The organism is Streptomyces sp. E-08 (assembly GCF_049913095.1).
Lineage (GTDB): Bacteria > Actinomycetota > Actinomycetes > Streptomycetales > Streptomycetaceae > Streptomyces.
In genome coordinates this window covers 5,746,319-5,759,675 of record NZ_CP183971.1, presented here as the reverse complement: position 1 = coordinate 5,759,675, position 13,357 = coordinate 5,746,319, and the positions used below count along the sequence as shown (strand labels likewise).

At 71.0% G+C, this 13,357-nt stretch carries 12 protein-coding genes; all 12 read right to left on the bottom strand.

What is annotated here, in order from left to right; genetic code table 11:
• Nucleotides 1–119: 119 nt before the first annotated feature.
• Entirely contained in the window at nt 120–533 is a 414-nt protein-coding gene (locus ACN9MM_RS26725) for a hypothetical protein (RefSeq protein WP_382868071.1), read from the bottom strand.
• 265 nt (nt 534–798) lie between these two features.
• Complete coding sequence (locus ACN9MM_RS26720) at nt 799–2,151, bottom strand: MraY family glycosyltransferase (RefSeq protein ID WP_426366157.1); 1,353 nt, start codon at nt 2,149–2,151, stop codon at nt 799–801.
• A 107-nt stretch (nt 2,152–2,258) separates the two neighbouring features.
• Nucleotides 2,259–3,506, bottom strand: coding sequence for a serine hydroxymethyltransferase (gene glyA / locus ACN9MM_RS26715; protein ID WP_426366156.1), 1,248 nt, complete (start codon nt 3,504–3,506; stop codon nt 2,259–2,261).
• 78 nt (nt 3,507–3,584) lie between these two features.
• Entirely contained in the window at nt 3,585–4,235 is a 651-nt protein-coding gene (locus tag ACN9MM_RS26710) for a protein-tyrosine-phosphatase (RefSeq protein ID WP_426366154.1), read from the bottom strand.
• Complete coding sequence (locus tag ACN9MM_RS26705) at nt 4,232–4,879, bottom strand: L-threonylcarbamoyladenylate synthase (RefSeq protein ID WP_382868067.1); 648 nt, start codon at nt 4,877–4,879, stop codon at nt 4,232–4,234. Before ACN9MM_RS26705 ends, ACN9MM_RS26710 begins: the two co-directional genes overlap by 4 nt.
• A 40-nt stretch (nt 4,880–4,919) precedes the next feature.
• Nucleotides 4,920–5,765 carry a peptide chain release factor N(5)-glutamine methyltransferase gene (prmC, locus tag ACN9MM_RS26700; protein ID WP_382868066.1) on the bottom strand — a complete coding sequence of 282 codons (846 nt, stop codon included), beginning with the start codon at nt 5,763–5,765 and terminating at the stop codon, nt 4,920–4,922.
• 40 nt (nt 5,766–5,805) lie between these two features.
• Nucleotides 5,806–6,882 (bottom strand): peptide chain release factor 1, encoded by a 1,077-nt coding sequence (gene prfA, locus ACN9MM_RS26695; protein ID WP_426366153.1) that lies wholly within the window; start codon nt 6,880–6,882, stop codon nt 5,806–5,808.
• A 97-nt stretch (nt 6,883–6,979) separates the two neighbouring features.
• Nucleotides 6,980–7,198 carry a 50S ribosomal protein L31 gene (gene rpmE, locus ACN9MM_RS26690; protein WP_030321069.1) on the bottom strand — a complete coding sequence of 73 codons (219 nt, stop codon included), beginning with the start codon at nt 7,196–7,198 and terminating at the stop codon, nt 6,980–6,982.
• A 135-nt stretch (nt 7,199–7,333) separates the two neighbouring features.
• The gene (locus ACN9MM_RS26685; protein WP_426366151.1) at nt 7,334–8,428 is read right to left on the bottom strand and encodes an LCP family protein; all 1,095 of its coding nucleotides are present in this window, start codon (nt 8,426–8,428) and stop codon (nt 7,334–7,336) included.
• 206 nt (nt 8,429–8,634) lie between these two features.
• On the bottom strand, nt 8,635–10,677 hold the full coding sequence (rho, locus tag ACN9MM_RS26680) for a transcription termination factor Rho (RefSeq protein WP_426366150.1): 2,043 nt from the start codon (nt 10,675–10,677) through the stop codon (nt 8,635–8,637).
• Nucleotides 10,678–11,094: 417 nt separating this feature from the next.
• Entirely contained in the window at nt 11,095–12,012 is a 918-nt protein-coding gene (gene thrB, locus ACN9MM_RS26675) for a homoserine kinase (protein ID WP_426366148.1), read from the bottom strand.
• 269 nt (nt 12,013–12,281) lie between these two features.
• Complete coding sequence (gene thrC, locus ACN9MM_RS26670) at nt 12,282–13,352, bottom strand: threonine synthase (RefSeq protein WP_352021411.1); 1,071 nt, start codon at nt 13,350–13,352, stop codon at nt 12,282–12,284.
• Nucleotides 13,353–13,357 lie beyond the last annotated feature (5 nt).

Below are 13,357 nucleotides of genomic sequence, written 5' to 3'. Positions count from 1 at the left end.
GTTCGGCATCGAGCCTCTCGCTGGGACAGGCGCCGTTTCGGATGCCCGCGTCCGCAGTGCCGCAGTTGGCACCGGACGATAGCAGGAAGCCGAACGCGGCTTTATCCCGGCCCTACCCTTCACGACTTCGGCCCCGAGTTTCCGGGGTCGATGTACGTGATCTTGGCCTTCATGTAGGCCCGGGCCTGTGCGGCGACCCACACCACGGTCGTCGCGAGAAGCGTGAAGGCGAAGGCCTTGAAGTCGAACAGCGTCGTGTTCTTGAGCAAGGCCAGAAAGATGAAGAGCACCAGCAGCTGGGCCGTGTAGAGCATCAGCCCCATGGCCTGGAAGAGGTGCGGAAGCGACTTCGCCGTCCGCTGGAGAACCAGCTGCCCGATCCCCATGAAGAGAAGGACCACCAGGGTGCCGACGACGGCACCGAGCGCACCCTTGCCACCGGCGACCACCCCGCTGATGACCGTGGCGAGTGCGCCGACGGCTGCGGTGGGTACGGCGGTGTGCAGAAGGATGCGTGCGTCGTTCGACGGCATGGCGGTGTCTCCGCTTGCTCTTGGAGGGGGCGATGGTGTCGTCATGGACGAGCGTAAGCCCGGTCCGAGGTGGGTCTCGGGGCCAACAGACCGTCGCACTACGGTCTTTCGGCACTGTCGCCGGGTCTCGTGAACCGTATCACAAACTATTTGAATAGGTCTTTACCCATAAGGTGTGCCAACAGTCACACATGAGAGTGACCCTGCGCGTGTGTGCGCGACAGCGGGGCACCTTGAGTGCTAACGACCCCCGATGGGGCATTCGTCAACCGCGCGCCCCGGCCTTACTCCTGTCGGAGAAGCGCGAGCGGTGACCGATGGCGGTCGCCCCGTTGACTCCCGCGGGCACGGGTTCCCGCTCCTCCTCTGCGGCGTCGCCGTCCCCGGCGGACTCCGCGGGCTCGTCGGCGTCGGCTGACCCGACCGCCTCCGCCGGCGCCACGGCCGGCTTGCGGCGCCGGTAGCGGGGCGGCACGACGGACTGGGCCCAGCGGGGAGCGCGCGGCGTGAACCGCGGCAGCAGGAGCAGCACCAGACCGATCGCGCTCAGCGCGACGACCCCGAGCACGATCCACATCGAGGTCGAGTGGACCGAGTAGGCCAGCGTGCCGAAGGCGATCAGCGCCGACCAGAAGTACATGATCAGCACCGCGCGGCTGTGCGAGTGCCCGATCTCCAGGAGCCGGTGGTGCAGGTGCCCGCGGTCGGCCGCGAACGGCGACTGGCCCTTCCACGTACGGCGCACGATCGCGAGGACCAGGTCGGCCATCGGGATCGCGATGATCGTCAGCGGCAGCACGAGCGGGATGAACACGGGCAGGGCGGCGTGCGTGGCCTGCCGCGTCGAGCCCTCGAAGATCTTCAGCGCGTCCGGGTCGACCTGGCCGGTGATCGAGATGGCGGAGGCCGCGAGGATCAGGCCGATCAGCATCGAGCCCGAGTCGCCCATGAAGATCCGCGCCGGGTGCATGTTGTGCGGGAGGAAGCCCAGGCACATGCCCATCAGGATGGCCGCGAACAGGGTCGCGGGGGCGGCCGCCTCGATCGTGTAGCCGTACCAGAGGCGGTACGCGTACAGGAAGAAGGCCGCGGCGGCGATGCAGACCATGCCGGCGGCGAGACCGTCGAGGCCGTCGACGAAGTTCACGGCGTTGATGGTGAGGACCACCAGGGCGACCGTGAGGAGCGTGCCCTGCCAGGGCGTCAGGGCGACCGTGCCGACACCGGGGATCGGCAGCCACAGGATCGTCAGACCCTGCGCCACCATCACGCCCGCCGAGATCATCTGCGCGCCCAGCTTGATGAGCGCGTCCAGCTCGAACTTGTCGTCGAGGACGCCGATCAGCCAGATCAGCGCGGCGCCGGAGAGCAGCGCGCGGGGCTCGTTGGACTGCTCGAAGACGCTGTTCAGGTTCTGCAGGTGGTCGGCGACGAGCAGTCCCGCGCACAGCCCGAAGAACATGGCGATGCCACCGAGCCGCGGAGTCGGTTCTCGGTGTACGTCGCGGGCGCGGATCTCCGGCATCGCCCCGGTCGCGATGGCGAACTTCCGCACCGGACCGGTGAGCAGATAGGTCACCGCGGCCGTGACACAGAGCGTCAGCAGGTAATCACGCACGGGCTGCCCCACAGGAATCGCTGGCCATCTCAGCCCCACACCCTAGCCGTGCCGTCCATGTGCTTGGAGACACCCGTACCCCCGGAACGGTTGCGCCCGGCCTTCCGTCAGGGTCCGTACGGGGGAAATCGGCTGGTCAGCTCCCGTACTTCCGCGCGTACCCGGGCCGTTTCCCCGGGTTCGTCACGCAACGCGACGGTGAACAGTGCGGCAATTCTCGCCATCTCCGGGGAGCCCATGCCCTGGGTGGTGACGGCGGCCGTGCCGAGCCGGATCCCGCGGCTCTCCCCGTGCGGCAGGGCGCAGGTGTCGAGGACCATGCCGGCGGCGGCGAGCCGGGCGCGGGCGGTGCGCCCGTCGACGCCGAGGGGCGCGGGGTCCGCGGTGATGAGATGCGTGTCCGTGCCGCCGGTGGTCAGCGCGAAGCCCTCGGCGGCGAGCGCGGCGGCGAGGACCCGGGCATGTTCGACCACCTGATGGGCGTACGCGGTGAACGCCGGGGTGGACGCTTCGCCGAAGGCCACCGCCTTGGCCGCGATCGTGTGCATCTGGGCGCCGCCCTGCGTGAACGGGAACACCGCCCGGTCGATCCGGTCCGCGAGCTCCTCACCGCACAGGATCATTCCGCCGCGCGGCCCGCGCAGCACCTTGTGCGTGGTCGCGCAGACCACGTCGGCGTACGGCACGGGGTTGGGGGCCGCTCCCCCGGCGACGAGGCCGATGGGATGGGCGGCGTCGGCGATCAGATACGCCCCGACCTCGTCGGCGATCTCGCGGAAGATCGCGTAGTCGAGGTGGCGGGGATAGGAGATCGACCCGCAGACGATCGCCTTGGGGCGGTGGTGGCGGGCGAGTGCGGCGACCTGCTCGTAGTCGACGAGCCCGGTCTCGGCGTCGACGCCGTACGGGACGAAGTCGAACCAGCGGCCGGAGAAGTTCGCGGGCGAACCGTGCGTGAGGTGCCCGCCGTGGCCGAGCCCCATGGCCAGAACCGTGTCACCGGGCCTGAGAAGGGCCGCGTACGCCGCCAGGACGGCCGAGGAGCCGGAGTGGGCCTGTACGTTCGCGTGGTCGGCTCCGAAGAGCGCGGTGGCCCGCTCGACGGCGATCCGCTCGACGGCGTCGGCGTACTCGCAGCCGCCGTGGTGGCGGGCGCCGGGATAGCCCTCGGCGTACTTGTTGGCGAGCGGCGAACCGAGCGCGGCGAGCACCGCCGACGACGTGAAGTTCTCGGCCGCGATCAGCTGCAGGCTGTCGGCCTGCCGCCGCGTCTCACCGAGCAGCACGTCTGCGACCTCGGGGTCCTGCCGGCGCAGGACGTCGAGTTCCTCTTCCGGGGGCGCGGTGACCGGCATGGAACCAATGTAGGCGCGCCCCTGCGCCCCCGCGCGTCGGCTCGTCCGGACGCCCCCCTCCCGCGCCGCTCGTGGCCGTCAGCGCTTGGCGCTGACACCCGTCAGGGCCGTCACCACGGGGTCCAGCGCCTGGTTGATCTCGTCGCCGATCGAGCGGAAGAACGTGATCGGGGCGCCGTACGGGTCGTTCACCTCGTCGGCGTCCACCGACGGGGCCAGGAGCCACCCGCGTAGAGCCGCTGCCGCGCGGACCAGGGACCTGGCGCGTTCCACCATGCCCTCGTCGCGCGGGTCCGGGAGCGTGGCCGGGTCGATCGCGCGGACCAGCCGGGTGAACTCCTTCAGCGTGAAGGTGCGCAGACCCGCCGAGTGGCCCATCGAGATGACCTGCGCGCGGTGGTCGCGGGTGGCCGTCAGGACGAGGTCGGCGCGGATGACGTGCTCGTCGAGGAGCTCGCGGCCGACGAAGCCGCTGTAGTCCGCTCCGAAGTCCGCGAGGACCAGTTCCGCGTTGGCCTCCATGGGGGCGCCCTCGTGGCCCCACGTGCCCGCGCTCTCCACGATGAGGCCGCCGCCGAGGGGGTCGCCGAGGCGGTCGCTCAGGGCGTGGCGGGTCAGCCGCTCGGTGATCGGCGAGCGGCAGACGTTGCCGGTGCTGACGTGGAGGATGCGGAAGGTGCTGCTGTCGTCGTCGAACCCCGCTATGCCACGCCCCTCAGGGGCGGTCAACTGGCCACCTCGAGGTCGGGTACGACCTTCCGGAGCTCCTCCGGGGACAGCGCGCCCTCGCGCAGCAGCACCGGCACCTTGCCCGTGACGTCGACGATGGACGAGGGGACGAGGCCGGGGATCGGGCCGCCGTCGAGGTAGACGGAGACGGAGTCGCCGAGCATGCCCTGCGCCGCGTCGCAGTCCTCCGGCGCCGGGTGGCCGGTGAGGTTGGCCGAGGTGACGGCCATCGGGCCGACCTCGGTGAGCAGTTCGATGGCGACCGGGTGCAGCGGCATCCGGATGGCGACGGTCCCCCGGCTGTCGCCGAGGTCCCACTGGAGCGACGGCTGGTGCTTGGCGACGAGCGTGAGCGGGCCGGGCCAGAAGGCGTCGACGAGCTCCCAGGCCTGCTCGGAGAAGTCCGTCACGAGGCCGTGGAGGGTGTTCGGGGAGCCGATGAGCACGGGCGTGGGCATGTTGCGGCCGCTGCCCTTGGCGGACAGCAGGTCCCCGACGGCCTCGCTGCTGAAGGCGTCCGCCCCGATCCCGTACACGGTGTCGGTGGGCAGCACGACCAGCTCGCCCCGGCGGACGGCGGACGCGGCCTCGCGCAGACCGGTCACGCGATCGGTCGCCTCGTTGCAGTCGTATCGCCGTGCCATCAGTTCCCGGCCTCCTCGTACGCGTGGTTCGTCATGGCGGTCATGGCATCGCCTTGCGGGCGGTCGCGAAACGCGGCCGGTTGTTCAGGTCGGGGTGGTCGGCGGCGTCCGCCCAGCCGGCCTCCTCGTTGAAGATCCACGGCACCTGCCCGCCCTGGGTGTCCGCGTGCTCGATGACGACGAGGCCGCCGGGGCGCAGCAGCCGGTGGGCGGTGCGCTCGATGCCGCGGATGGTGTCGAGGCCGTCCTCGCCGGAGAAGAGGGCCATCTCCGGGTCGTGGTCGCGGGCCTCGGGCGCCACGTACTCCCACTCGGTGAGCGGGATGTACGGCGGGTTGGAGATGACCAGGTCGACCTGGCCGTCCAGCTCGGGGAGCGCGCTGAGCGCGTCGCCCTGGTGGACGGTGACGCGGGAGCCCTCGGCGTTCTTGCGGGTCCACCGGAGGGCGTCGTCGGAGAGCTCGACGGCGTGCACGCGCGAGCGCGGCACCTCCTGGGCCATGGCGAGGGCGATGGCCCCGGAGCCGGTGCACAGGTCGACGATGAGCGGTTCGACGACGTCCATGGCGCGTACGGCGTCTATGGCCCAGCCGACGACCGACTCGGTCTCCGGGCGGGGCACGAAGACGCCGGGCCCCACCTGGAGCTCCAGGTAGCGGAAGAAGGCCCGGCCGGTGATGTGCTGGAGGGGCTCGCGGGCCTCGCGGCGGGCGACGGCCTCCCAGTAGCGGGCGTCGAAGTCCGCGTCCTTGACGTTGTGCAGCTCCCCCCGCTTGACGCCGTGCACGAACGCGGCGAGCTCCTCGGCGTCGAAACGCGGTGAGGGAACGCCGGCGTCGGCCAGCCGCTGGGTGGCCTGGGCCACCTCGGCAAGCAGCAGGTTCACGCTGGTCCTCCGTGGTGCGGGGTGGGGCTTGAGGGGGGCCTTACGCTGCGGCGAGCTTCGCCGCCGAGTCGGCGTCGACGCAGGCCTGGATCATCGGGTCCAGGTCGCCGTCGAGCACCTGGTCCAGGTTGTACGCCTTGAAGCCGACGCGGTGGTCCGAGATCCGGTTCTCCGGGAAGTTGTACGTACGGATCTTCTCGGACCGGTCGACGGTGCGGACCTGGCTGCGGCGCGCGTCCGCGGCCTCGGCCTCGGCCTTCTCCTGGGCGGCGGCGAGGAGCCGGGAGCGCAGGATGCGCATCGCCTGCTCCTTGTTCTGGAGCTGGCTCTTCTCGTTCTGGCAGGAGGCGACGATGCCGGTCGGCAGGTGGGTGATGCGGACCGCGGAGTCGGTGGTGTTGACCGACTGGCCGCCGGGGCCGGACGAGCGGTAGACGTCGATGCGCAGGTCGTTGGCGTGGATCTCGACGTCGACCTCCTCGGCCTCGGGCGTGACGAGCACGCCGGCGGCGGAGGTGTGGATGCGGCCGGCGGACTCGGTGGCGGGCACGCGCTGGACGCGGTGCACCCCGCCCTCGTACTTGAGCCGTGCCCAGACGCCCTGGCCGGGCTCGGTGGCGCCGTTGCCGCCCTTGGTCTTCACGGCGACCTGGACGTCCTTGTAGCCGCCGAGCTCGGACTCGGTGGCGTCGATGATCTCGGTCTTCCAGCCGACGCGCTCGGCGTACCGCAGGTACATCCGGAGGAGGTCGCCGGCGAAGAGCGCGGACTCGTCGCCGCCCGCTCCCGCCTTGATCTCCAGGATGACGTCCTTGTCGTCGCTGGGGTCGCGCGGGACGAGCAGCAGGCGGAGCTTGTCGGTGAGCTCCTCGCGCTGCTTCTCCAGCTCCTTGACCTCGGCGGCGAAGTCGGGGTCGTCGTGCATCAGCTCGCGGGCCGTCTCGATGTCGTCACCGGTCTGCTTCCAGGAGCGGTAGGTGGCGACGATCGGGGTCAGCTCGGCGTAGCGCTTGTTGAGCTTGCGCGCGTTCGCCTGATCGGCGTGGACCGAAGGGTCCGCGAGCTTCGTCTCGAGGCCGGCGTGCTCGCCGACCAGGTCCTCGACCGCCTCGAACATCGGGGGCTCCTGGGGTTTTCGTCAGTTGCTACGGGGACGGCAAAGCGCCGGTCCCGGCCACCCGCGCGGGGCGGCCGAGGACCGGCGCAGGGGCTCGCTACTTTGCGGAGCCGGCCTTGCCGAAGCGGGCCTCGAAGCGGGCCACGCGGCCGCCGGTGTCGAGGATCTTCTGCTTGCCCGTGTAGAACGGGTGGCACTCGGAGCAGACCTCGGCACGGATGGTGCCCTCGGTCAGGGTGCTACGGGTGGTGAACGACGCGCCACAGGTGCAGCTGACCTGGGTCTCGACGTACTCGGGGTGAATCTCGCGCTTCAAGGTGTCTCCTAGTTTCGGGAGGGCTCCGGGTCGCCGCCGCGGTGTTGCGGACAGCGTGAACCGGGGCCGACGTACCAGTCTGCCAGGACCGGCCGCATCTCCCCAAACCGGGGTGGGGCCGGAAGTATTCCCCGGCTACCTGACGACGCCGTCCGCCTTGCCGGTGGCGGTGTCCTTCGTGGCCGAAGCGGGGATCGGCAGATCACCCTTGAGGGCCTTCCAGACCTGCCGGGACTGGGCTTCGAGGGGGACGACGCGGTTGGGGTCCCGCGGGTCGTACTCGACGGGCAGGGTGACCATGTGCACGTTCTGGGCGGCGATGCCGGAGAGGCCCTTGGCGAAGCCCATCAGCTCCTGCACCGAGTCGAGCTCGGAGTCGGGCCTGATGGCCTTGGTGGCGGCGTCGGCGAGACCGTACAGCCTGGCCGGGTTCGTGAGGACGCCGACGTCCTTGACCTGCTCGATGAAGGCCTTCATGAAGGCCTGCTGGAGCTGGATGCGGCCGAGGTCGCTGCCGTCGCCGACGCTCTTGCGGGTGCGCACGAGGCCGAGGGACTGCTCGCCGTCGAGGGTGTGCGTGCCCGGGGCGAGGTCGAGGTGGCTCTTGGGGTCCTCGATGGCCTGCGTGGTGGTGATCTCGACGCCGCCGAGCTCGTCGATGAGCTTCTTGAAGCCGGTGAAGTCGACCTCGATGTAGTGGTCCATGCGGATGCCGGACATCGACTCGACGGTCTTGACGGCGCAGGCGGGGCCGCCGACCTCGTACGCGGTGTTGAACATGGCCCGGTGCTCGCCGGGGACGGCCGTGCCCTTCTCGTCGGCGCAGGAGGGCCGGTCGACGAGGGTGTCGCGGGGTATGGAGACCACGCTCGCCTTCTTGTGGCCCTCGTAGACGTGGACGACCATCGCGGTGTCGGAGCGGGCGCCGCCCTCGTCCTTGCCGTAGGCGCCGTTGTCGCCGGAGCGGGAGTCGGAGCCGAGGACGAGGATGTCGAGGGAGCCGTTGTCGACGTCGTCGGGGCGTTCGGTGCCGAGCTGGGCGTTGATGTCGACGCCCTTGAGGTTGCCGTCGAGCTTGACGTAGACGTAGCCGAGTCCGGCGCCGCCGAGGACGAGGACCGCGGCGGCCGCCGATATCAGGATCGGCGCCTTGCGCCGCTTGGCGCGCTGCTTGCGGCGCCTGCCGCTGCCCGCGCCGCGTGCGCGGCCGCTCTTGCTCTGCTCGGTCATCGTCTTCCCTCAGCCCTAGGATTCACCTTCTGTGACGGCGAAGCACCCGAAAGGGTTGCATACGGGCCTGTGGGGTTTGGGCGATCTTCGCCCGGAAACGGCACTGCGCCCACCGTGCGGGGCACGGCGGGCGCAGTGGTTTACGCAGGTCACGACGGGGTTACGGGACCGGGGTCCGGCTCTCGTCGTGTGACGCAGCTCTCGCGTCAGTCGTTGTTGCCGGCTCCAGGGGTGGTCTTCTGGATCTGGAGCAGGAACTCGCCGTTCGACTTCGTCTGCTTCATCTTGTCGAGCAGCAGCTCGATCGCCTGCTGCTGGTCGAGCGCGTGGAGCACGCGACGCAGCTTCCAGGTGACGGCGAGCTCGTCGCTGCCGAGGAGGATCTCCTCCTTGCGCGTGCCCGAGGCGTCGACGTCGACGGCCGGGAAGATGCGCTTGTCGGCGAGCTTCCGGTCGAGCTTGAGCTCCATGTTGCCGGTGCCCTTGAACTCCTCGAAGATCACCTCGTCCATGCGGGAGCCGGTGTCGACGAGCGCGGTCGCGAGGATGGTCAGCGAGCCGCCGTCCTCGATGTTGCGCGCGGCGCCGAAGAAGCGCTTCGGCGGGTAGAGCGCGGTCGAGTCGACACCACCGGACAGGATGCGGCCGGAGGCCGGCGCCGCGAGGTTGTACGCGCGGCCCAGGCGGGTGATCGAGTCGAGCAGGACGACCACGTCGTGACCCAGCTCCACGAGGCGCTTGGCGCGCTCGATGGCCAGCTCGGCGACGGTGGTGTGGTCCTCGGCCGGACGGTCGAAGGTCGAGGAGATGACCTCGCCCTTGACCGACCGCTGCATGTCGGTGACCTCTTCCGGACGCTCGTCGACCAGGACGACCATCAGGTGGCACTCGGGGTTGTTGTGCGTGATCGCGTTGGCGATGGCCTGCATGATCATGGTCTTGCCGGTCTTCGGCGGGGCCACGATCAGACCGCGCTGGCCCTTGCCGATCGGCGACACGAGGTCGATGATGCGGGTGGTCAGCACGCCCGGGTCCGTCTCCAGACGGAGGCGGTCCTGCGGGTAGAGCGGGGTCAGCTTGTTGAACTCCGGGCGGCCGCGGCCGGAGTCGGCGGCCATGCCGTTCGCGGAGTCCAGTCGGACCAGCGCGTTGAACTTCTCGCGGCGCTCGCCCTCCTTCGGCTGACGCACGGCACCGGTGACGTGGTCACCCTTGCGCAGGCCGTTCTTGCGGACCTGGGCGAGGGAGACGTACACGTCGTTCGGGCCGGGCAGGTAGCCGGAGGTCCGGATGAACGCGTAGTTGTCGAGGATGTCCAGGATGCCCGCGACGGGGATCAGGACGTCGTCGTCGGCGACCTGCGGCTCGCCGGCCTGGAAGTCGTCACGGCCACGACGGCCGCGGCGGTCGCGGTAGCGGCCGCGACGCCCGCGACGGCCGCCCTCGCCGTCGTCGTAGTCGTCCTGCGGGCCGGCCTGCTGGCCACCCTGCTGCCCGCCCTGCTGGCCCTGGCCACCCTGGCCCTGGCCGCCCTGGCGCTGGCGCTGGCCGCCCTGGCCACCGCCCTGCTGCTCGTCGCCCTTGCGGTCGCGCTGACGGTCACGGCGGTCACGGCGGTCGCCGCGCTCCCCGCGCTCGCCCCGCTCACCGCGGTCACGGCGGCCGCGGCCCTCGGCGCCGTCGGCCTCGGCCTTGGCGTCGGCCCCCGGCTCGGCCTTGACCTCACGGGTCTCGGTGCGGGCCTCGGTCTTGACGACCTGCGCGGCCTCGGCCTTGGCCTCGCCCTCCGGAGAACCGGCGGGGGCGGTGGCGCGACGGCGGCGGCGCTCGCCGGCCGGGGCGTCGTCGGAGGCCGGCTGGCCCGGAATGTCGATCTGCTGCTGGGCGACGGCCTTCTCGGCCTTCTCCGCCTTCGGCGCGGCGGCCTCGGCGGTCTCGCCCGTACGGGCCTTGGAGGTGGCGCGGCGCTTCGGCTTGGTGTCGGCGGCGTCGGCGGTCTTGGCGGGGGCGGCGGAGCCGCCACCGGCCTGCGCCTCCTTGATGACCTCGATCAGCTGGCTCTTGCGCATCCGCGCGGTGCCCCTGATGCCGAGGCCGGACGCGACCTGCTGCAGCTCGGCCAGGACCATGCCCTCGAGGCCGGTGCCGGAGCGGCGGCGCCGTGCGGTGCCGGTGGCACCTGCGGCGGGCGCGGCGTTGTCGACACTGTTGTCGGCAGTCACGCCCATCAGATCGGTGGTGTCGCTCACGAAGGGTCCTTCCCTGGAGCGGACGTCGGCCATCTGGCTCGGCGACCGGTTGTGCTGTCCGGCAGGGTCCTGGTTCGTGGACCGTGTCCGGGGCGGTGGTCCCGCCGGGTACGGCGGAGAGAGAAAACGTGCTGTGGGTCCGGCCCGAGCGCCCCCTGCTCGGCCCTCACTGCAGAAGAGCGAGGGGTGTCGTGCCGGTTCCGGAGCGTGCTCGAAACTGCTCAGGCAGGCTGCTCAGGCAGTTGGGGAGGCTCCCGGAAGAATGGGTGGTCCCTGATGGGGACACTCCGCACCGCTCCACAAAGAGGTCGGGTGCAGACTTGAGGTTAACACTACCGGCTCCAACAAACATTCCCCCTCTCCCTCACCGGCAATCTCCTGTCCGAGGCGCTGCCCGACGCCCCGGCCGCCACACGCCTAGGGCACCAGCGGCAGGACGCTCGCTCCGGACGCGTCGAGGTCGAGCCGGTTCGCGGCCCATCCCTCGCCCGCGAGGCGGGCGACCTTGTCGGCCGTCCCGTGTTCGGCCAGCGCGAGGACCGTGGGGCCCGCGCCGGAGATGACCGCGGGGACGCCGTCCGCGCGCAGCCGGTTCACCAGGGCGATGCTCTCCGGCATCGCGGGGGCGCGGTACTCCTGGTGCAGCCGGTCCTCGGTCGCCGAGAGCAGCAGCTCGGGGCGGCGGGTCAGGGCCTCGACGAGGAGGGCGGCGCGCCCGGCGTTGGCGGCGGCGTCCACGTGCGGGACGGTGCGCGGCAGGAGTCCGCGGGCGGTCTCGGTCAGGACCGGCTTCCCGGGGACGAAAACCACCGGAACGATGGAATCCGAGGGATCCATCCTGATCGCCCGCGCGGCACCGGACTCGGTCCAGGCGAGCGTGAATCCGCCGAGGAGACAGGCGGCGACGTTGTCGGGGTGACCCTCGATCTCGGTGGCCAGCTCCAGGAGGGCGGCCTCGTCGAGCTTCGCGTCCCCGCCTATGGTCACGGCGCGGGCGGCGACGATGCCGGCGCAGATGGCGGCGGAGGAGGAGCCGAGGCCGCGGCCGTGCGGGATGCGGTTGGCGCAGACGACCTCGAGGCCGCGCGGCTGTCCGCCGAGCAGGTCGAAGGCCGTGCGCAGGGAGCGTACGAGCAGGTGGCTCTCGTCGCGCGGGAGCGTCTCGGCGCCCTCGCCGGCGATGTCGACGTGCAGCCCGGAGTCGGCGACCCGGACGACGACGTCGTCGTAGAGCCCCAGCGACAGGCCGAAGGCATCGAAGCCCGGGCCGAGGTTGGCGCTGGTGGCGGGGACGCGCACCCGTACGGCGGCGGCGCGGAACGCTGGACCGGCCATCGCTCGATGACTCTCCTTGATTGCGACAACGGGTATTTCAAGAGAAGTACTCGGGGACCCGGGGGCCGTTTCGGCCACGAGGGCGACAACGGCAACGACACCGCGCATATGCGTCGGGGCGGGTTCGGTACAGCCTATCGAAGGAAGGTTCTGTGGCGACATAGGGCGCACAGGAGGCGCACGATGCGTGTCGCGCGCCAACCTGTGCGCCTATGTACGTTCCTGATCGGGTTTCGATCAGTACTGCCGCCCCGTTCGAGGGGTTCGGATCAGGCCAGACCGAGGCGCTCGGCGGCGGTCGCGGCGTCGACCGGGACGGTCACCGGCTGCGGCGCGCCGGCGACGGCCCAGTCGGGGTCCTTGAGGCCGTTGCCGGTGACGGTGCAGACGATCCGCTGGCCGGGGTCGACCTTGCCCTGCGCGGCGGCCTTCAGCAGACCGGCGACCGAGGCGGCCGAGGCGGGCTCGACGAAGACGCCCTCCTGTGCGGCCAACAGGCGGTACGCCTGCAGGATCTCACGGTCCGTCACCTCGTCGATGAAGCCGCCCGACTCGTCGCGCGCGGCGATCGCGTAGTCCCACGAGGCCGGGTTGCCGATGCGGATCGCGGTGGCGATCGTCGACGGGTCCTTGACGACCTCGCCGCGCACGAGCGGGGCGGAGCCGGAGGCCTGGAAGCCCCACATGCGCGGTCGGTGCGTGGCGAGACCGTCGGCGGCGTACTCGCGGTACCCCTTCCAGTACGCCGTGATGTTGCCGGCGTTGCCCACGGGCAGCACGTGGATGTCGGGGGCGTCGCCCAGCATGTCCACGATCTCGAACGCGGCGGTCTTCTGGCCCTCGATGCGGACCGGGTTGACCGAATTGACCAGCGCCACCGGGTAGTTCTCGGAGAGGCTGCGGGCCAGCGTCAGGCAGTCGTCGAAGTTGCCGTCGACCTGGAGGATCTTCGCGCCGTGCACGAGCGCCTGGCCCATCTTGCCGAGCGCGATCTTGCCCTGCGGCACGAGGACGGCCGAGACCATGCCGGCGCGGACCGCGTAGGCGGCGGCCGAGGCGGAGGTGTTGCCGGTGGACGCGCAGATGACGGCCTGCGCGCCCTCCTCCTTGGCCCTGGTGATGGCCATGGTCATGCCCCGGTCCTTGAAGGAGCCGGTGGGATTGGCGCCCTCGACCTTGAGGTGCACCTCGCAGCCCGTGCGCTCGGAGAGGACCTGAGCGGGGACGAGCGGCGTGCCGCCCTCACGGAGCGTGACGACCGGCGTCGTGTCCGTGACCGGAAGGCGGTCCCGGTACTCCTCGATGATGCCGCGCCACTGGTGGGTGCCCTTGTGGGTCATGGGTC